Source organism: Corallococcus sp. CA053C (assembly GCF_003611675.1).
Lineage (GTDB): Bacteria > Myxococcota > Myxococcia > Myxococcales > Myxococcaceae > Corallococcus.
Genome location: NZ_RAWA01000012.1, coordinates 16,749 through 34,871, shown reverse-complemented (window position 1 = coordinate 34,871; position 18,123 = coordinate 16,749). Strand labels below are relative to the sequence as shown.

The 18,123-nt window shown below is 69.9% G+C and carries 15 protein-coding genes, 1 pseudogene and 1 riboswitch; of the genes and pseudogenes, 4 read left to right on the top strand and 12 right to left on the bottom strand.

The genetic code is table 11. The features are described 5' to 3' along the window. Positions 1-7: 7 nt before the first annotated feature. The 3 genes and pseudogenes from D7V97_RS03155 to D7V97_RS03145 form a co-directional block, all read right to left on the bottom strand. A complete protein-coding gene (locus D7V97_RS03155; RefSeq protein ID WP_120609085.1) occupies positions 8-568 on the bottom strand; it encodes an ankyrin repeat domain-containing protein in 561 nt (186 codons plus the stop codon). Between the two features lie 61 nt (positions 569-629). After that, positions 630-965 (bottom strand): annotated as a pseudogene (locus tag D7V97_RS46445) (catalase-related domain-containing protein); the annotation flags it as partial. Positions 966-1,030: 65 nt separating this feature from the next. Further along, positions 1,031-1,723 (bottom strand): glutathione S-transferase N-terminal domain-containing protein, encoded by a 693-nt coding sequence (locus tag D7V97_RS03145; RefSeq protein ID WP_233582487.1) that lies wholly within the window; start codon positions 1,721-1,723, stop codon positions 1,031-1,033. Between the two features lie 53 nt (positions 1,724-1,776). Between D7V97_RS03145 and D7V97_RS03140 the strand changes: the two genes are divergently transcribed. Then, complete coding sequence (locus tag D7V97_RS03140) at positions 1,777-2,709, top strand: LysR family transcriptional regulator (RefSeq protein WP_120609084.1); 933 nt, start codon at positions 1,777-1,779, stop codon at positions 2,707-2,709. A gap of 21 nt (positions 2,710-2,730) precedes the next feature. Here the strand turns inward: D7V97_RS03140 and rraA are convergent, their stop codons facing one another. The 7 genes from rraA to D7V97_RS03105 all read right to left on the bottom strand — a co-directional run bounded on the left by rraA (position 2,731) and on the right by D7V97_RS03105 (position 10,908). Further along, positions 2,731-3,246 carry a ribonuclease E activity regulator RraA gene (gene rraA, locus D7V97_RS03135; RefSeq protein ID WP_120609083.1) on the bottom strand — a complete coding sequence of 172 codons (516 nt, stop codon included), beginning with the start codon at positions 3,244-3,246 and terminating at the stop codon, positions 2,731-2,733. Positions 3,247-3,410: 164 nt separating this feature from the next. After that, positions 3,411-4,715 (bottom strand): hypothetical protein, encoded by a 1,305-nt coding sequence (locus D7V97_RS03130; protein ID WP_120609082.1) that lies wholly within the window; start codon positions 4,713-4,715, stop codon positions 3,411-3,413. Positions 4,716-4,806: 91 nt separating this feature from the next. After that, complete coding sequence (locus tag D7V97_RS03125; RefSeq protein WP_120609081.1) at positions 4,807-5,862, bottom strand: alcohol dehydrogenase catalytic domain-containing protein; 1,056 nt, start codon at positions 5,860-5,862, stop codon at positions 4,807-4,809. Positions 5,863-5,879: 17 nt separating this feature from the next. Then, positions 5,880-7,178: a universal stress protein gene (locus D7V97_RS03120; protein WP_120609080.1), complete on the bottom strand. Its 1,299-nt coding sequence runs from the start codon at positions 7,176-7,178 to the stop codon at positions 5,880-5,882. Positions 7,179-7,232: 54 nt separating this feature from the next. Beyond that, a complete protein-coding gene (locus D7V97_RS03115; RefSeq protein WP_120609079.1) occupies positions 7,233-10,034 on the bottom strand; it encodes an HAD-IC family P-type ATPase in 2,802 nt (933 codons plus the stop codon). 106 nt (positions 10,035-10,140) lie between these two features. After that, positions 10,141-10,557: a DUF1036 domain-containing protein gene (locus D7V97_RS03110; RefSeq protein ID WP_147444667.1), complete on the bottom strand. Its 417-nt coding sequence runs from the start codon at positions 10,555-10,557 to the stop codon at positions 10,141-10,143. A 39-nt stretch (positions 10,558-10,596) separates the two neighbouring features. Continuing rightward, complete coding sequence (locus D7V97_RS03105) at positions 10,597-10,908, bottom strand: hypothetical protein (protein ID WP_120609077.1); 312 nt, start codon at positions 10,906-10,908, stop codon at positions 10,597-10,599. Positions 10,909-11,205: 297 nt separating this feature from the next. Continuing rightward, a riboswitch (S-adenosyl-L-homocysteine riboswitch) is annotated at positions 11,206-11,278 on the top strand. A gap of 87 nt (positions 11,279-11,365) precedes the next feature. On the opposite strand from D7V97_RS03105, the gene ahcY reads away from it, so the two are divergent. Further along, positions 11,366-12,796: an adenosylhomocysteinase gene (gene ahcY, locus D7V97_RS03100; RefSeq protein ID WP_120609076.1), complete on the top strand. Its 1,431-nt coding sequence runs from the start codon at positions 11,366-11,368 to the stop codon at positions 12,794-12,796. Positions 12,797-12,880: 84 nt separating this feature from the next. On the opposite strand, the gene sthA is transcribed toward ahcY, so the two are convergent. After that, a complete protein-coding gene (gene sthA / locus D7V97_RS03095) occupies positions 12,881-14,278 on the bottom strand; it encodes a Si-specific NAD(P)(+) transhydrogenase (RefSeq protein WP_120609075.1) in 1,398 nt (465 codons plus the stop codon). Between the two features lie 189 nt (positions 14,279-14,467). Between sthA and D7V97_RS03090 the strand changes: the two genes are divergently transcribed. After that, positions 14,468-16,363: a hypothetical protein gene (locus D7V97_RS03090; protein ID WP_147444666.1), complete on the top strand. Its 1,896-nt coding sequence runs from the start codon at positions 14,468-14,470 to the stop codon at positions 16,361-16,363. Here D7V97_RS03090 and D7V97_RS03085 read toward each other — a convergent pair. Then, complete coding sequence (locus tag D7V97_RS03085) at positions 16,353-17,210, bottom strand: LysR family transcriptional regulator (RefSeq protein ID WP_120609073.1); 858 nt, start codon at positions 17,208-17,210, stop codon at positions 16,353-16,355. The genes D7V97_RS03090 and D7V97_RS03085 overlap by 11 nt on opposite strands. 71 nt (positions 17,211-17,281) lie before the next feature. Between D7V97_RS03085 and D7V97_RS03080 the strand changes: the two genes are divergently transcribed. Continuing rightward, positions 17,282-18,121 carry a nuclear transport factor 2 family protein gene (locus D7V97_RS03080; RefSeq protein WP_120609101.1) on the top strand — a complete coding sequence of 280 codons (840 nt, stop codon included), beginning with the start codon at positions 17,282-17,284 and terminating at the stop codon, positions 18,119-18,121. The last annotated feature ends 2 nt before the right edge of the window (positions 18,122-18,123 follow it).

Below are 18,123 nucleotides of genomic sequence, written 5' to 3'. Positions count from 1 at the left end.
GCCCGCTTCAAGGCGTCTGCGAGGACAGGGACTCCAACCGCGCGGCCGCGCGCTGCGCCCCCATGCTCCGGGCATAGTCCCGCGCCGTGCGCTGGGCCGCGTCCCGCTGCTCCGGGTTCGCGCCGCGTTGGAGCAGCAGCTCCAGCACCTCCAGCTTGTCGAACATGGCCGCGAACATCAGCGGCGTGCGGCCATCCGGGCCCGCGCCATCCACCCGCGCGCCCCGGTCCAGCAGCAGCGTGGTGATGGCCAGGTTGCCCTTGAAGGCCGCACCCGCCAGGGGCGTCTGCCCGGCGTCGTTGGTCAGCTCCGGATCCGCCCCGCGCTCCAGCAGCAGGCGGGTGGCGTCCACGTGGCCGTGGTAGCTGGCCAGCATCAGCAGCGAGTCGCCCCGCTCGTTGCGCAGCCCCAGGGACAACCCGGCGTCGAGCAGTGCCCCCAGCTGAAGGGCATCTCCCGTGCGGACGTGCGAGAAGGCCGTCCTCGCCAGCTCCAGCACCGCGGCGTCGTCCGCGCCGCCGTCCAGGGTTGGGGAGGGGCCTGGGTTCTTCGGGTCGTTCGAGCTCATGGACAGTGTTCCCTTCTGGCTGGCGCGCGCGGCGGAGCTGCTGGACGGAGGTGGCGATGTGGGAACCATACTCCTCGTCGGCGGCGCGGAAGTGCGCGATGGCGCGGGCGATGATGTCGTCGCGGCTCACCTGCGCCAGGCTGCCGGAGAGGTTGTCCACCAGGCGCTGCCTCTCCGGCTCGGTCATCAGCCGGTAGAGCGCGCCGGTCTGCACGAAGTCGTTGTCCTCCGCGTGCTTGCCGTGGACGTAGGTGCCCGTCAGGCCGCTGACCGCGTAGCCCACGCCGGGGGACTCGTCCGTCTGCGCGGGGTGGACTTCCGCGCCGCCGGGGCCGGGCCGGACGCTCGCGATGGCGTGGCGGCCCGGACACCCGAGGGCGGAGGCGCTGCGTGCCATCGCCGGGAGGATGCGCTCCGTGTGGCCGGGCCTCAAGGTTGGAGCGAAGCGCTGACGCGCCGCCGCTACGGGCGCGCCTTGCGCTTCTCGAGCTCGGCCAGGTACATCACGCGCTCCTCCGCGAAGGCCTTCGCGACGCCGGGGCGCTCCGACAGGCGCGCGAAGTAGGCGCTGAGCGCGGGCCACTTCTTCAGCTCGATGGGCGTCGCCACGCACCAGCCCAGCACGGTGACGAGGTATGCGTCCGCGACGCTGAAGCGCTCCAGGAGGAACTCGCGCCCGGTGAGGTGCTGCTCCACGTAGGCGAGCCGGGGCGTGCTCTTCGCCAGGGCATAGGCCCTCCCGCCTTCGGTCCCCGCCGAGTCGAGGAGCGGGGCGAAGGTCGCCTTGTGCAGCTCCGTCCCGATGAAGGACAGCCACTGCTGGAGCCGCGCGAGGCCCCGCGGGTCGGTGGGCGCGAGGTTCGCATGGGGCAGCGCCTGGGCCACGTACTGCAGGATGGCGGCGTTCTCCGTGAGGACGTCACCGTCGTCGGTGCGCAGCGCGGGGACGAGCCCGAGCGGGTGCACCTCCAGGTAGTTCTTCCCGTCGTGCGTGCGCTTCGTCTTCGAATCGACCTCGATGTACGTCGCCTCGGTGCCGGCCTCGTAGAGGCACATGCGCGTCGCGGCGGAGCAGGCGAGGGGGGAGAAGTAGAGCTGCATGGGACGGTCCTCCAGGACATGGAAGCGGGTGGTCTTCGCGACAACGAAGGGCACTCTCCATTGCCGAAGAGGATGCGTCCAACGCATCGTTGACATAGACTCGATGCATGGAAGACATCGCCCCTCCACCGGCCACCCGCCTCGACATGCGCGACCTGCGCGTGGTGCTGGCCCTGGCCTCCGCGGGCACCACGGCGAAGGCCGCGTCCGTCCTGCACCTCACGCAGCCGGCGGTGAGCCGCGCGCTGCTCGCGGCCGAGGAGCGGCTGGGAGCGCGCCTCTTCGAGCGCACGCCTCGCGGGCTCGTGCCCACCGTGGCGGGCCAGGAGCTGGTGACGGGCGCGACGCGGCTCCTGGTGGAGCTGGGGGACCTGGAGCACCGCGTGCGCGCGCCGGTGGCGCCGTCCGTCCGCCTCCGGCTCGTGTGCGAGTGCTACACGGCCTACCACTGGCTGCCGTCCGCGCTGGTGACGCTGCGCAAGAGCCTGCCGGGGCTTGGCCTGTCGCTGTCGGTGGAGCACACCCAGTCTCCGGTCCAGGCGCTCGTGGCGGGGGAGCTGGACGTGGCGCTCATCACCACGGCGTCCGTCCCGCCGCGCATCGGGGTGGAAGCGCGGCCGCTCTTCTCGGATGAGATTGTCTTCGTGATGGCCGCGTCGCACCCGCTGGCATCCCGCAGGGCGCTCACCCGCGAGGACATCCGCGGGAGCACGATCCTCACCGGACAGACGCCTCCGGCGGAGACGCACTGGTTCATGACGCAGGTGTTCGGCCGCGAGCGGCCCCGCCTCAAGGTGGAGAAGCTGCCGCTCACCGAGGCCATCCTCGACGTGGCCCGCGCGGGCCTGGGCATCGCGGTCATCTCCGAGTGGATCACCACCCCGCATCTGGCGAAGGGCGACCTCGTCACGAAGCGGCTGGCGTCAGGGGCCCTGCGGCGGCCCTGGCGGATGGCCTGGAGGAAGGAAGTCGGCGACGCCGCTTCCCGCCTCCACGCCGCGCTCGAAGCCACGGTGCCCCGGGCCCTCGCGGTGGGGTGAGCTTCTCCCAGGCGGACCGTCTCAGCGCAGCGGCTGCGCCGACGTGACGATGCCGTCCGCGTCCGCGTAGAGGTGGTGGCCCGGGATGAAGTTCACCCCCGCGAAGCGCACCTCCACGTCGCGCTGGCCCTCGTTGCGCTTGCCGCTCTTGAGCGGGTGGGTGCCCAGCGCCTTCACGCCCACGGCGGTGCGGCCCACCTCCTCCGCGTCGCGGATGCAGCCGTTCACCACCACGCCCGCCCAGCCGTTCTTCTGCGCGAGCGCGGCGAGCTGGTCCCCCACCAGCGCGCAGCGGCGGCTGCCACCGCCATCCACCACCAGCACGCGGCCCCGGCCGGGCTCCTCCAGGGCCTTGCGCACGAGCGAGTTGTCCTCGGGCGCCCGCACGGTGCTGATGGGGCCGGAGAAGTCGCGGCGGCCGCCGTAGTCCGCGAAGCCGGGTTCGGCGATCTGGAAGTGCGCGGTGCCCGCATGGGCATCGCAGAGGTCGGCGGTCTTCGGAGCGGAGGCAGGGGCGGGGTCGGGGGAGTCACTCATGAACCCGCAGCCTGCGCAGGGCCCGCGTGAGGACGCAACCCCGCTTGCTCCTTCCAGGGCATGGCACCCTCAGCGGGCAGCTCTCCGCGCAGGAGCGGGCCCGCCGCCGCGCGCCGACCTTCCGGGCCGGCGCGCGGCGGTGAAGCGGTGTTGGAGGCACCGCTTCAGTTCTGGCGGCCCAGGTTCTGCGCGTTGTTGCTGTACGTGTTGCCGCTCTCGCTGAAGGTGGCCGTCTTGAAGACGTAGACGCCATACGCGGGGCTCTGGGAGATGACGGTGTCGGTGAGCTGGAGTCGGCCCAGGCCCGAGGAGCCGACCGCGCCGCCCACGGAGATGTTGGCGACGATGTCCCCGTCGTTCGTGAAGTAGTCGCAGCAGAAGGCGTCCGAGCCCCCATTGCTCACCTCGGCGAAGGCGATGACGCTGTTGCCGCCGGCGGAACGGATGGAGATGCCCTTCCAGAAGCCCGGCGTCGCGGTCCTGCCCGTGAACACGATGCGCTCCGCCGCCGTGCCCCGCGCCACCAGCGAGCCGTCCCCTTCGATGCGGAGGCCGGACTGCGCCTCGAACTGGAGCCGCGTGCCCGGTTCGATGGTGAGCGCGCCGGTGTACGAGACCGTGGTGTTCGGCAGGCCGGTGGAGATGCCATAGGGCACATCCAGCTTGTGCATCGTCTGGGTCGCCCCGGAGTCCGCGACCGGTGCGCCCACGACGTGGACGACGTTGTCGCCATTGGCCGCGGGGTTGGTGGCGCTGTTGCCGGAGTAGACGGTCGTGGCGTCCAGCGCGCCCACGATGGACATGCTCACGGTGACGGGCGCGCCCAGGTTGCCCCGGAAGATGTTCTGCGAGAAGCCCGGCAGCCGCGCCTTGTTGAAGGCGAAGAGACCCAGCGTGCCGCTCTTCTCCACCGTCGTGTGCGCGATGCGCACCTGGCTGATGGAGTCCTGCAGGGAGCCCACCACCACGGCGGCCCGGACGTCCACGCCGCCACCGGCGCCGTAGAAGAAGTCACAGCAGAAGGGGTCCTCGTTGCCCGCGTAGGAGATGACCACGTGCTCCAGCACGTTGGCGGGGGTGTTGGACTTGAACGCGAGCCCCTTCCAGAAGCCCGGCGCGGCCGTCGTCGAGGTGAAGGTGATGGGCAGGGCCTCCGTGCCCACCGCGTTGAGCGACCCCGTCGGCGTGATGAGCAGCCCCGCGTTGGGCCCGAAGCGGACCTCCGTTCCCGGAGCGAGCGTCAGCGCGCCACTCACCTCCACGACGCCCGTCACCGCGTAGACGCAGCGCTCGTCACCGGGGGCCCAGCTCGTCGTGCCGCCCAGCTTGCCGGAGATGTCCCGCACGCAGGCGCCGCCGGGCCCGGGGCCGTCGCCGGGGCCGTCCCCGTCACCGCCGCCACAGGCCGCCAGCAGGGAGGTGGCGAGGAGCGGGAGCAGCCGCGGAAGACGAAGCAGGGAATGTGCCATGGAATCACCCGGAAGCGGTCGAGCGGAAAATGCCGCCATTGGGGGGATTACGCCGGCCCGCGCGGATATTCTGTCCGGGGTGGGAAACAGGTCACGGACGGATCGCGACCTTGAGCACGCCGTCCTTCCGCTGGCTGAAGAGCTCGTAGGCCTCACGGATGTCCTTCAGCGCGAAGCGGTGCGTGAAGAGCGGCGTGAGGTCCACGCGCTTCGCACGCACCACCTCCATCAGCCTGCGCATCCGCTCCTTGCCGCCCGGGCAGAGCGTGGTGACGATGCGGTGGTCGCCCAGGCCCGCGGCGAAGGCATCGTAGGGCAGCTGTAGCTTGCCGGAGTACACGCCCAGGCTGGAGAGCGTGCCGCCGGGGCTCAGGGTGCGCAGGGCGTTCTCGAAGGTCTGCTGCGTCCCCAGCGCCTCGATGGCCACGTCCACGCCGCCGCCGGTGAGCCGCTTCACCTCCGCCACGACGTCCTGCTGGCGGAAGTCGAGCACCACGTCCACGCCCAGCTTGCGCGCCATGGCCAGCCGCGACTCATCCCCGTCCACGCCGATGACGAGCGAGGCGCCCATGAGCCGCGCGCCCATGGAGGCGCACAGCCCGATGGGCCCCTGCGCGAACACCACCACCGCGTCGCCAATGCGCACGCCGCCGGACTCCGCGCCGCCGAAGCCGGTGGAGGCGATGTCCGCCAGCAGCAACACCTGCTCATCCGTCAACCCGTCCGGGATGGGGGCCAGGTTGGCCTGCGCGAAGGGCACGCGCACGTACTCCGCCTGCACGCCATTCATCATGTTGCCCAGGCGCCAGCCGCCCGCGGCCTCGATGCCCGAGCCATGCCCGCACTGGGACAGGTGGCCGGAGAGACAGCCACGGCACTGACCGCAGGGCGTGATGGCGCCCACCAGCACGCGTTCGCCCACCCGGTAGCCGGTGACGCCCGGGCCCAGCTCGTCGATGACGCCCACCATCTCATGGCCCACGGTGAGGCCCGGCTTCACCGGGTACTCACCCCGGACGATGTGCACGTCGGTGCCGCAGATGGTGGTGAGCGTGACGCGGATGACGGCCTCGCCCGCCCCGGCCTTCGGACGTTCCACGTCCTCCACACCCACCTGGTTGATGCCTCGGAACACGGTTGCTCGCATGGACTGCTCCTCTCTTGTCACGCGCGCGGCATGCGCACCGTCACGGCGGGCCGGTCGCTGCGCGCCATCACCTGCTGGGCCACCGAGCCCAGCACCACCCGGCTCACCCCGCCGCGGCCGTGCGTGCCCAGGCAGAGCAGGTCCACGCCATACCGTTCGGCGGCCTGCGTGATGACGCCCGCGACGTCATCCCCGGTCAGCACCGACAGCTCCACCTTGTGGTTGCCGTCGTACTCGGAGTCGGGCACGCGCTGCTCCAACTGGTGCCGTGCCGCCTGGAGCTGTTCGGGCGTGGCCTTCGCGGGCTCGACGTGCAGCAGGTGCACCGTGCCCCCGGGCGGCGTCAGCGCGAAGGCATAGGCGATGGCGCGGTCCCCCGGCGCCATGAAGTCCGTGGTCGCCAGCACCGCGCGCACCCGGGGCGGTTCCATCTCCACGCCCTGTTCGGCCGAGGGCACCGGCACGGTCACCACCGACATGGAGGCCAGCCGCCGCGCGTGCTGCGACACGCTCCACAGCCTGGCGAGTGCCTTGCGTTGGTGCGTGCCCACCACCAGCAGGTCCACCTGCTCCTCGGAGGCCAGCGCGACCAGGTGATCCGCGACGCGGCCCAGCCCCGGCTCCAGGCGCGTGCGGATCGTCACGCCTTCCGAGCGCAGCGGCTCCAGCAGCGTGGACACGTCCCGCTCCAGCGCCTCGCGGAGCTCAGGGGACACGTCCTTGTAGCTGTGCGGATGCACCAGCCCCAGGCGCTCCGCCTCTTCGGACACCCAGAAGACCCGGCCGCCCACCACGTCCAGCGGCCCGAACTTCGAGAGCTTCTTCACCTGGTCCCGCGCGACCTCGAAGGGCCGCGAGCGATCCACCCCCAGCATCACCCGCAGGGGCCGCTCGCCGCGCGCCCACGCGTCCAGGGCCGTGCCTTCCCGGACCACGAGGAAGGGCACCTCCAGCGCCTGGGCCATCCGGTCGACCGTGCCTCCCAATCCCAGGAAGGGCGTCTCCTCGCGCGGCGCGGCGGCCACCACCCATTGGAAGTCGCGCTTCGCCACCAGCTCGGCCAGGGCCTTCTCCGGCTCCCCCGTCACGAGGACGCGCTCGACGGGCATGCCACACAGCGCCTCCAGCCGCTGGCCTTCTTCCTGGAGCGTGGCCTCGGCGGCTTCCCAGCCGGTCTGACCGAAGGTGCGCGCCACGGTGCCCGACATGGCGTGGATCAGGCACAGCGGGACCTGCATCCGCCGGGCGAGCAGGGCCGCCGTCTCACTCGCCCGCCCGGAAGCTTCGGAGAAGTTGGTGGTGCAGGCGATGGTCATGGAGGCCCCCAGGTCGGTGCTGCCCTGAAGGTAGTCATTGGCGACGGGATGGCCTCAGGCCGGCAACCGGGCGCGTCCCTCCGGCAGGGGCACGCGTCCTGTCTGCCTTCCGCCGCGCGAGCGCAGCCACTTCTCCAACCCCACGACAGGCAGCACCACCGCGCCCACCAGCACCGAGCGGGCGATGTCCCCGGCGGACAGGGGCGCGGAGCCGAAGATGCGCTGGAAGAAGGGCACGTACATGAAGGCGGCCTGGAGCAGCACCAGCGTCGCGATGCCCACGAACACGGTGCGGTTGCCCCACAGCCCCACCTCCCGCATCGAACCCATCAACGTGCGGCACAGCCACAGGTAGAAGATCTGGAAGCTGATGACGGTGTTGACCGCCATGGTCTGGGCCTCCGCCAGCGGCAGGGGATTCGCCGCGTCCCGGGTGCCCCCCTGGCGCAGGAACTCCCAGAGGAACAGGCCGATGGCGCCCGCCGCCATCAGCAGCGCCACGAGGCCGGTGCGCATCACCACGAAGCGGTTGAGCACCGGGGCGTCCGGGGCGCGGGGCGGACGGCTCATCACGTGGAGCTCGCGGGCCTCGAAGGCCAGGGGCAGCGCCAGCGTGACGGTGGCCACCAGGTTGATCCACAAGAGCTGCGTGGGCCGCATCGCCATCAGCGGCGCGTGCACGCCCCCGGCCTCCTGGATGGGGAAGAAGGCCACGGCCGCCATGAGGATGAGGGCGAGCCCCAGGTTGGTGGGCAGCACGAAGGCCAGCGACTTGATGAGGTTGTCGTAGACGCGCCGGCCCTCCTCCACGGCGGAGACGATGGTGGCGAAGTTGTCGTCCGTCAGCACCAGGTCCGCCGCCTCTCGGGACACCGCCGTGCCGGTGATGCCCATGGCCACGCCGATGTTCGCCTGCTTGAGCGCGGGGGCGTCGTTGACGCCGTCGCCGGTCATCGCCACCACGTGGCCCTTCGCCTGGAGCGCCCGCACCAGGCGCAGCTTGTGTTCAGGGGCCACGCGCGCGAACACGTTCGTGTCCGCCACCGCCTGCGTCAGCGCCGCGTCGTCCAGCTCGGACAGGCGCGCGCCCGTGAGGCCCGGACGCTCCGGCGAGTGGATGCCCAGCTGGAGGCCGATGGCCTCCGCCGTGGCCAGGTGGTCGCCGGTCATCATCTTCACGCGGATGCCCGCGACGTGGCAGCCCTTCACCGCCGCCACGGCCTCCTCGCGAGGCGGATCCACCATCCCCTCCAGGCCCAGCAGCGTGAAGCCGTCCTCCACGTCCTGGGCTTGAAGCGACGTGGCCCGGGGCGCGTCCTTGCGCGCGACCGCGAGCACGCGCATCCCCTGCCGCGCCATCCGCTCCACCTCCGCCAGCACGGCGTCCGCGTCCGTCTCCGGCGCGCAGCGGCGCAGCACGACCTCCGGGGCGCCCTTGAGGAACAGGTCCCGGCGCTCCGGGCCGTCCGCGTGGAGCGTGGCCATGAACTGCTGTTCCGACTCGAAGGGGATGGCGTCCAGGCGGGGGCGGCGCGCGCGCACGTCGGCCACGCCCAGCCCCACCTTCTCCGCGGCGATGAGCAGCGCGCCCTCGGTGGGGTCCCCGGTCATCCGCCATCGCTCGGAGCCGGCCCGCGCGGATCCGGCGAGCAGGCTGGCCTCGTTGCAGAGCACGCCCGCGCGCAGCAGGGAGACGACGTCCTCGGGAGGCGCGTCGGTGGGCTTGCCGCCCCACAGCAGCTGCCCGTCGGGCGCATGGCCCACGCCGGTGAGCTCGTAGCGGCCGTCCGGCGTCCACAGCGCGCGCACGGTCATCTCGTTGCGGGTGAGCGTGCCCGTCTTGTCCGTGCAGATGACGGTGGTGCTGCCCAGCGTCTCCACCGCGGGCAGCTTGCGGATGACGGCGCGGCGGGCCGCCATGCGTTGCACGCCAATGGCCAGCGCGATGGTGACGATGGCGGGCAGGCCTTCCGGGATGGCGGCCACGGCCAGCGTGACGGCCACCATCACGGCGTCGCTGAACGCATACCCGCGCACCAGCCCCACGCCGAGCAGCACGGCGGACAGGATGACGATGCCCACCGTGATGATGCGGCCCAGCCGGGCCAGCTCCTGTGTGAGCGGCGTGCTCAGGTCGGTGGCCTGTTCCATCAAGTGGGAGATGCGGCCCAGCTCGGTGGCCCTGCCCGTGGCGACCACCACGGCGGTCGTCGTGCCGGACGTCACCAGGGTGCCCCCGAAGGCGAGGCTCGCGCGGTCCCCCAGCTCCGCGTCCCCGGCGACGGCGGCGACGCGCTTGCTCGACGGGACGGACTCCCCGGTGAGGGCGGCCTCCTCCACCTGGAGGTTGCGAGCGTGCAGGAGGCGCACGTCCGCGGGCACACGGTCACCGGACGCGAGCCGCACGACGTCACCGGGCACCAGCCGCGAGGCGGGCAGGTCCACCGCGCGGCCATCGCGCATCACGGTGGTGGACTCCGGCACCATGTGGCCCAGCGCTTCAATGGCCTTGCCCGCGCGGTACTCCTGCACGAAGCCGATGAGCGTGTTGAGCACCACCACGGCGGCCACCACCAGCCCGTCCGTCACCTTGCCCAGGAGGATGGCCAGCGCGGCGGAGGCGATGAGCACCCAGATGAGCGGGCTGTTGATCTGCCGCCACAGGAGCTTCCACGCGCTGTCACCCTGCTCGCGCTCCAGCACGTTGGGGCCATGGCGCGTGAGGCGCTCCACGGCCGCGGCTTCCGTGAGCCCCGTGGCCGTGCTGCCCAGTTGCTCCAGCACGGCTTCGGGGGGCAGGGCATGCCATGCGACAGGCCTGCCTTTGCCCCCCTGATTGCCCGGCTGCTCCTGCATGACGTGCCTCCCCGGAGGGAAGCTGGGCACGCCCGGACGCGGGGACCGGAAGCGGCGGGCTTTGGCTCATCGGCCAGCAAGCCCGCCTGCGTGCGGAGGCCGCGTGTCAGGGATTGAAGGTCATCGTGTAGTTCGTATAGCTGCCAGTATCGAGCTCCCGGTAGCCCAGGCTGCGCGCGTTGGTGTTGCAGATGCCTTCGCAAAGATTGAAGGCGGCGTTCGGCGTGCAGGTGGTGTAGGCGCCCGCCCAGACCTTCCCGCCGCCCTCGGCGTAGTAGTAGGAATAGCGGCTCGGGAGGCTGGGCCCGAAGACGATCTTGCATTCACCCGGGTTCAGGCTCCACCAGCCCTGCTTCTGCCAGGGGATGCCACCCTCCGAGGCGCAGGCTGGCGCATACCAGTCATACGTGGTCCAGATCGCGACGCTGGTTCCATTGCAGAACTGCATCCAGGCCTGGGCCTCACCCGCTGTTCCCAGACCGATCGCCAACGCCAGCGCCGTTGCAAGCTTGTGAGTCGACACATGAACCTCCTTGGGTTGTGACGTGATGCTCGGGGTGGGCTACGGGATGGGGCGGCGGGCGCCGCCCTCGGTCTTGAGTCCGGGGGAGGCATCCGGCCGCGCCGCTTCCGTGCCCGCGGCGCTGCGCAGCTGCGCTTCCGAACCCGGGTCGACGACGTACTTCACCGGCACGGCCGTCACCGGCGCGGAGGTCCGCGCGGCCGCCAGCTCCTGCTCCGAGGGCCGCTCCCGCGAAGGCGCGGCCTGCAGCTGCGTGGACGGGGACGTCGGTGCGTCGTCCCGGGTGCCGCCACCGCAGCCCACCGCCAGCGCCGTCAGGCCCAGGGCCATGAGCGTTGCATGCTTCGTCATTGTGCCGCCTCCATGGGAAGTGACAGTCCTTGTCGGGCTGTCACTCGCAGTTACGGCGGCGTCTTTCTTTATTCTCCCCACCCAATCCTTTGTGTCCCGGCTGGATGTTTGTGTTTGATTGGGAATTCAGTGGATGGCCGGTTTTTCCGTTCCCACCGGCAGCGCGGGACTGAAGTGAGGGCGGGCAGGGGAGCGGGCGGATGTCCTCCGGGGTACCCCCACATCCGACCGCCGGCCGGGCCCCGGGTCGGCAATCTCCCTTTGAAATCCGGAGCGCCTTGCCGTAGTTTGCAGGGCGACTTCGAGGAGCGTTGCGAGGCCCTCCCGGCCCCAGGCTCGAAGCCGAATGACCCAACGGCGCTCACCTGTACGCGTTTCTTGCGAGGGTGAGTCCGGCCGAAGGTCCGACCTCCTCCTCGCCAGGACGGCGCGCCAAACCTGGACCCGGAGCCATTCCATGACCGCAGCCCCCCAGAAGCAGAAGCAGGACTACGCCGTCGCCGACCTCAAGCTCGCCAGCTGGGGCCGCAAGGAGATCCGCATCGCCGAGAGCGAGATGCCCGCGCTCATGGCCATCCGCGACGAGTACGCCAAGCAGCAGCCCCTGAAGGGCGCCCGCGTGACGGGCTCGCTGCACATGACCATCCAGACGGCGGTGCTCGTCGAGACCCTCCAGGCGCTAGGCGCGCAGGTGCGCTGGGCGTCGTGCAACATCTTCTCCACCCAGGACCACGCGGCCGCCGCGCTGGTGGAGGCCGGCACGCCGGTGTTCGCGCACAAGGGCGAGTCCCTGAAGGAGTACTGGGACTTCACGCACCGCATCTTCGAGTTCGGCCCCGCCGGCAGCGACCACGAGGGTCCCAACATGATCCTCGACGACGGCGGCGACGCGACCCTGCTCATGCACCTGGGCAAGCGCGCGGAGAAGGACCTGGGCGTCATCGCGAACCCGGAGAGCGAGGAGGAGCGTGAGCTGTACGCCTCCATCAAGGCGAAGCTCGCGGAGGATGCGACCTGGTACTCCCGCAAGAGCGCCAAGATCATGGGCGTCACGGAGGAGACCACCACGGGCGTGCACCGCCTGCAGGAGATGTCCAACAAGGGCACGCTGCTGTTCCGCGCCATCAACGTCAACGACAGCGTGACGAAGAGCAAGTTCGACAACCTGTACGGCTGCCGCGAGTCCCTGGTGGACGGCATCAAGCGCGCCACGGACGTGATGATCGCCGGGAAGATCGCCGTCGTCGCCGGCTACGGGGACGTGGGCAAGGGCTCCGCGCAGGCCCTGCGCGCGCTGTCCGCCCAGGTGTGGGTGACGGAGATCGACCCCATCTGCGCGCTCCAGGCCGCGATGGAGGGCTACCGGGTCGTGACGATGGACTACGCCGCGGACAAGGCGGACATCTTCGTCACCGCGACGGGCAACAAGAGCGTCATCACCCACGACCACATGGCGAAGATGAAGGACCAGGCCATCGTCTGCAACATCGGCCACTTCGACAACGAGATCGAGGTCGCCTCCCTGGAGAAGTACCAGTGGGAGGAGATCAAGCCCCAGGTCGACCACGTCATCTTCCCGGACAACAAGCGCATCATCCTGCTCGCCAAGGGCCGCCTGGTGAACCTGGGCTGCGGCACCGGCCACCCCAGCTACGTGATGTCCAGCTCGTTCGCGAACCAGACCATCGCGCAGATCGAGCTGTACTCGCACAGCGACAAGTACCAGGTGGGCAAGGTCTACGTGCTGCCCAAGCACCTGGATGAGAAGGTCGCCCGCCTCCAGCTCAAGAAGCTCAACGCGCAGCTCACCGAGCTGACGCCGGAGCAGGCGAACTACATCGGCGTGGAGAAGTCCGGTCCGTACAAGCAGGACACGTACCGCTACTAAGCCGTCCGTCGCCGTGACACCCGGGGCACCGTGGGCCGTACGCCCGCGGTGCCCTTCGTCATTCCAGCTTCGGCGGGCCCGGCGTCAGAACAGGCGGTTGAGCCCGTTGAGCGCGGCCACTCGGTAGGCCTCGGCCATGGTGGGGTAGTTGAACGTGGTGTTGATGAAGTAGTTGATGCTGTTGCCCGCCCCCTCCTGCGCCATGATGGCCTGGCCGATGTGGATGATCTCGGAGGCGTTGTCGCCGAAGCAGTGGATGCCCAATATCTCTCGCGTCTCCCGCTGGAAGAGCAGCTTCAGCATGCCCACGGTGCGGCCGGTGATCTGGGCGCGCGCCAGGCTCTTGAAGAAGGCGTGGCCCACTTCGTAGGGGACGCCCGCCTGGGTGAGCTCGCGCTCGGTGCGGCCCAGGCTGCTGATCTCGGGGCTGGTGTAGATGCCGGTGGGGATGTCCTTCACCAGCTTGTGCTCCAGCCGCCCCTCCACGATGTGCGTGGCGGCGAAGCGGCCCTGGTCATACGACGCGCTCGCCAGCGACGGGGCGCCCACCACGTCTCCCACCGCGTAGATGTGGGGCACGGACGTCTGGTACGCGTCATTCACCTGGATGCAGCCGCGTGAATCCACCGTGATGCCCAGCGGCTCCAGGCCCAGGTCGCGGCTGTTGCCGGAGCGGCCGTTGGCCCAGAGGAAGACGTCTGCCTTCAGCCGCTTGCCGCTCTTCAGGTGCAGCACCACGTGGTCGTCGTGGGCCTCCACCTGGGTCATCTCCTCCTGGTGGCGGATGAGCACGCCCTGCTCCCGCAGGTGGTAGGAGAGGGCGTCTGAGATTTCGTCGTCCAGGAACGACAGCAGCCGGTCGCGCGTGTTCACCAGGTCCACCTTCACGCCGAGCATCCGGAACATGGAGGCGTACTCGCAGCCGATGACGCCCGCGCCGTAGATGATCATCGACAGCGGGGCTTCGCGCAGCCGCAGGATGGTGTCCGAGTCGAAGATGCGCGGGTGGCGGAAGTCCACGCCCGCCGGGTGGTAGGGCCGGGAGCCGGTGGCCACGACGAACGCCCCGGCCGTCAGCAGCTCCACGGAGCCGCGCGGCTCCGTCACCTCCACCGTGTGGGCATCCCGGAAGCGGGCCCGACCCACCACCAGGTCCACGCGGTTGCGCTCGTAGAAGGTGCTGCGCAGCTGCACCTGCTTGGACACCACCGACGACGCGGCGCGCATCATGTCCGCCAGCGGCGTGTGGCGCGCCAGCTCCGAGCGCAGCTCCGGGTGGTCCCGCTGCACGTCCATCAGGCGCTGGATGGCGTGGCGCAGCGCCTTGGAGGGAATGGTGGCGGTGTGGGTGCAGGCGCCTCCCACCAGGGGGCTCTCCTCCACGGTGCACACCCGGCGGCCGGACTTCACCGCCTTCATCGAAGCGCCTTCACCCCCCGGACCCGAGCCGAGGACCACCACGTCGAACTGCCGAGCACTCATGGAGTACGTGTTTCCCTCAACCCCGGTCCCGAGGGAAGAAAACCTGTCCCGGAGGAAGGCCTGCCCGCCTGCTCCGGGGCCCACGGGCCGGATTCTCCGTTCAAGTGTTGATTCCTGGAGTCCCGGCCCGGCACGCTCGCGGGTTCCTTCTCCTGGCGCCGCGGATGCCGGCCCGCCTGGGTACAGCCAATGCACGAGAAACTCCGAGAAGCCCTGCGCCGAGCCCACTTCACGGGCCTTGCCAGCGCCCAGGACTGGAATGATTTCGAGCGGATGGTGAGGTCGATGTTCTGGACGACCCTCACCATCCTGACCAACGCGCTCCTGGAGATGGTGGGCAAGGAAGGGATGCAGGAGGCCGCCACGGACTGGGACAAGGCCTTTTTCATCGTGGGCGCCGTCAAGAAGGAGAACCGGGAGCGCAACCCGTCCTTCCGGCGGGCGCGGCACGCTCCGACGATGCTGTCCCTCTTCGATCCCCCCGAGGATTCCCTTGAGGATTCCCTCGAGGAGTCCATCAAGGAGCTCCCCAAGCCTCCGAAGAAGTCGGCGCTCCGTCTGCGGGGCTTCACGAACGCCTGTCCCCAGCGCGTGAAGACGAAGCAGCTCGGGCAGCGGCTGTCACGGCTTTCGTCGCTGGTGCTCAAGGGCCAGAAGGACACGGCCTTGAAGGGTGCGCATGCGTCCTTCACGGAGGACTTCGGGGCCTTCCATGCCATCTACCGCAGCCTCAAGGATCAGCTCCTGACGCACGCGCCCAAGAAGGACTCCTCGCTGGGAAAGGATCCCCAGGAGCACTGGCTGGGGAAGCTGAAGAAGAAGGGCGGGGGCCGCAAGCGCTACCTGGGGGTGACAGGGCAACCCGACATGGGGCTGGTCCTCATCGAGGAAGGGGAGCCGGTTTCGTGGATCCAGGCGCTCGTCCACCTGACGGTCTTCCGCAAACGCATGCAGGGAAAGCAGTTGAAGCAGGTGATGACCCACGTGGACGAGGACGGGGCTGACATCGCCCACTCCTTCACCCATGTGGTGCTCGGCGGACTCCCGACCTGTGTGTGGCTCCACAACACGAAGTCCAGGAAGGGCGAGGGGGCCACGCGCATCATCTCCTTCGTCGACAAGCAGCAGGTCGTCGAAGGGACGGTGCTGGATACGAAGTACGAGGACCTGGACACGCTGAGCATCCTCGACCTGTCCTACGAGGAGCTCTTCCTCCTCCTCCAGATGGCCACGCAGGATTGCATGGGGGCGAGCGACGCGAAGATGGCGGCGCAGCTGCTCAGCTTCCTGGGCCCGGAGTACGCGACGGGTGATTGCAAGCCCATCTCGGATGGGCTCTTCGACACCCAGATCCAGTGCCCCCTCAAGGTGAAGACCCTGGGAAGCGAACGGGAGAGCCCGCTCACCACGAAGGTCTCCGTCTCCGTCCGGACCGTCTGCTCGACGGTGCTGTCCATCCTGTTCCTCTCCGAGCCCCGACATGCGCTGCCGCTATGGCTGTCGAACCTGGACGCCCTTCGCTGCGTCGCGACCGGCGCGATCAACTTCACCCAGCTGTTCGCCAGGAAGTGGACCTTCGTGAAGGGGCAGGGAGAGGACCCGGTCGACGTGGCGCTCGTCAAGGACGCGCCCCACACCATCGGCTACCTGCTGGCCTCGGCGAACATCGCCAAGTACACCCTCTCTCCGGATGACGAGGACACGCGCAAGCTCAAGGAGCTGATCATGCCCGCCTGCGAGGTGTTCTTCAAAGCGGGCTCCCTGCCAGACCTTTCCCTGATGCTGAAGACGCTGAAGACCCATTTCTCCTCCCCCGTCGTGGAGGAGGACGATGACGACTTCAGCGGCTACTTCGAATCGAAGAAGGACGACGAGGACGAGGTCGACGAGGTCTGGGGCTATCAATGGGATTGGACCCCGCCCACCAGCAAAGGTGCCCTGAAGACCTACAACACCACGGTCCTCCCTCTCAGGATGCTGAGCCTCGACAACAAGCAGCTCGTGCCCGTCGTCCGGCAGCTCACCTTCATCGCGCCCATCGTGAAGATCCTCCTGCTGCGCGAGCTGCTCCTGTTCACGAAGTGAGGACCCGCAGGCGCTCGAGCAGCTCCGCGACGGCGGGGCGCACGGGCGCATGGGTCCGTTGCACCGCATGGACCGTGTTCGTCAGCGCGGCCTTGCCCCAGCCCACCACCTTCAGGCCCCGTCCCGGGGCGACGCAGAAGTCGGGGACGACGGCGACGCCGTGGCCGCTCCCCACCCACGCCAGCACCTCTTCCAGCTCCTCGAAGTGCGCGGTGCTGAACCAGCGCGGGTGGCGTCTGCCGAAGTGGTGGCCCAGCCAGCGCCCCATCACGTAGTCCCCTTCGTCGTAGGTCACGAGCGGCACGTCCTGGAAGTCCTCCTGCGCGCGCAGGCGGCGGGCCCAGGCGGCTCCGGCGACGAGCACCAGCTTCTCCTCGTACACCGGCGTCAACACCAGACGCGGATGCACGGTGGCCCGGTAGGTGAAACCCACGTCCACCTGTCCTTCGAGCACCTGGCGGAAGACGTCGTCGGCGGAAGGGTAGCGCAGCGTCAGCCCCCGTCGCGGTCCCTCCTCCGCGAGCAGCTTCGGGAAGAGCACGTAGCGGCCGAAGCCGGAGACGGCGGCGATCTCCAACGGCCGGTCCGCCTCCTCGCCCTGCAACACCGCCTGCACGTCCCGCGCGAAGCCGCCGAGGAACCGGAAGAGGCGATCCGCCACGGGCGTGGGGACGAGGCGCGCGGAGCGGCGCTCGAACAGGGGCGCGCCGAGCGTCTCCTCCAGCCGGCGCAGCTGGTAGCTCACCGTGGGCTGGGTGCGGTGCAGGCGCGCGGAGGCCGCCGTGACACTGCGCGCTTCGTAGACCGCGACGAAGGTGCGCAGGAAGGGGAGGTCCGGGAAGTCCATCGAGCGTTTCTATGGCCCTCCGCCAGCACTATCAATTGGCGTCATCTCCGCTTCGCGCGCACCTTGTCGCCATGCCCAAGCCCCTGCTCCTGGGAATGGTCCTCGCGCAGCTCCTGGCCTGTACGCATCCCCGTCCCCCCATGACCTCGTCCCATCAGAACGCCACGCCCGAAGAGGCGGTGCGGACGTACTTCCTCGCCGCCGACTCCCATTCCAGCCGCCTGCTGCGCCAGGCCTTCCACCCCGCGGTGCTCATGCAGTGGGTGGACGGTGAGCGTGGAGCGCTGAAGACACTCACGCAGTTGGAGTGGTGGCAGCGGTTGGACGCGGAAGCAGCCCATCCGGAGCCCGCGCTGGAGCGCCGGTGGACGGTGCTCGACCGCGAAGGCCCCTTCGCCTTGATGGAGGCGGTCTCCCGCTGGCCCGACCATGTCTTCAATGACCTGCTGCTCGTGGTGGAGACGCCCACGGGCTGGCGCATCGTGGGCAAGGTGTTCCAGCGAGTCGGAGCGGGGGAGCAGGTGGCCGCGTCCGCCTCCGAGGTGGAGGCGATTCGCGCGGTGCTCGAAGGGAAGATCGAAGCGCATGCCGTCTACAGCCCCGCGCTCCTGCACGAAACCCATACACCCGACTGCCGGTACTACCGCCTGCACGTGGAGGGGGTGCCCTTCACCTGGGTTCCGCTCTCCGAGGCGGCGGCCCGCTACGCGCTGAACCAGGAGGCCGGCGTCCAGGACCGCGACAGCCCCTGGCGCATCCTCCAGGTGGAGGTCCGTGGGAACGTGGCTGCGGCGAAGCTGGACGTCGTCGTCGAGGGGACGCGTTTCATTGATCACCTGCTGCTCGTGCGCGCCGACGGGCGGTGGAGGATCTCCGCGGCGGCCTGGGGCGACCCCCGCCCGCGTCCCTGAGC

What these genes read in the sequence shown, in the direction of transcription:
- D7V97_RS03155 (WP_120609085.1), bottom strand. Translation starts at nt 568, where the DNA reads ATGAGCTCGAACGACCCGAAGAACCCAGGCCCCTCCCCAACCCTGGAC.
- D7V97_RS03140 (WP_120609084.1), top strand. Translation starts at nt 1,777, where the DNA reads ATGGAAGACATCGCCCCTCCACCGGCCACCCGCCTCGACATGCGCGAC.
- rraA (WP_120609083.1), bottom strand. Translation starts at nt 3,246, where the DNA reads ATGAGTGACTCCCCCGACCCCGCCCCTGCCTCCGCTCCGAAGACCGCC.
- D7V97_RS03130 (WP_120609082.1), bottom strand. Translation starts at nt 4,715, where the DNA reads ATGGCACATTCCCTGCTTCGTCTTCCGCGGCTGCTCCCGCTCCTCGCC.
- D7V97_RS03125 (WP_120609081.1), bottom strand. Translation starts at nt 5,862, where the DNA reads ATGCGAGCAACCGTGTTCCGAGGCATCAACCAGGTGGGTGTGGAGGAC.
- D7V97_RS03120 (WP_120609080.1), bottom strand. Translation starts at nt 7,178, where the DNA reads ATGACCATCGCCTGCACCACCAACTTCTCCGAAGCTTCCGGGCGGGCG.
- D7V97_RS03115 (WP_120609079.1), bottom strand. Translation starts at nt 10,034, where the DNA reads ATGCAGGAGCAGCCGGGCAATCAGGGGGGCAAAGGCAGGCCTGTCGCA.
- D7V97_RS03105 (WP_120609077.1), bottom strand. Translation starts at nt 10,908, where the DNA reads ATGACGAAGCATGCAACGCTCATGGCCCTGGGCCTGACGGCGCTGGCG.
- ahcY (WP_120609076.1), top strand. Translation starts at nt 11,366, where the DNA reads ATGACCGCAGCCCCCCAGAAGCAGAAGCAGGACTACGCCGTCGCCGAC.
- sthA (WP_120609075.1), bottom strand. Translation starts at nt 14,278, where the DNA reads ATGAGTGCTCGGCAGTTCGACGTGGTGGTCCTCGGCTCGGGTCCGGGG.
- D7V97_RS03090 (WP_147444666.1), top strand. Translation starts at nt 14,468, where the DNA reads ATGCACGAGAAACTCCGAGAAGCCCTGCGCCGAGCCCACTTCACGGGC.
- D7V97_RS03085 (WP_120609073.1), bottom strand. Translation starts at nt 17,210, where the DNA reads ATGGACTTCCCGGACCTCCCCTTCCTGCGCACCTTCGTCGCGGTCTAC.
- D7V97_RS03080 (WP_120609101.1), top strand. Translation starts at nt 17,282, where the DNA reads ATGCCCAAGCCCCTGCTCCTGGGAATGGTCCTCGCGCAGCTCCTGGCC.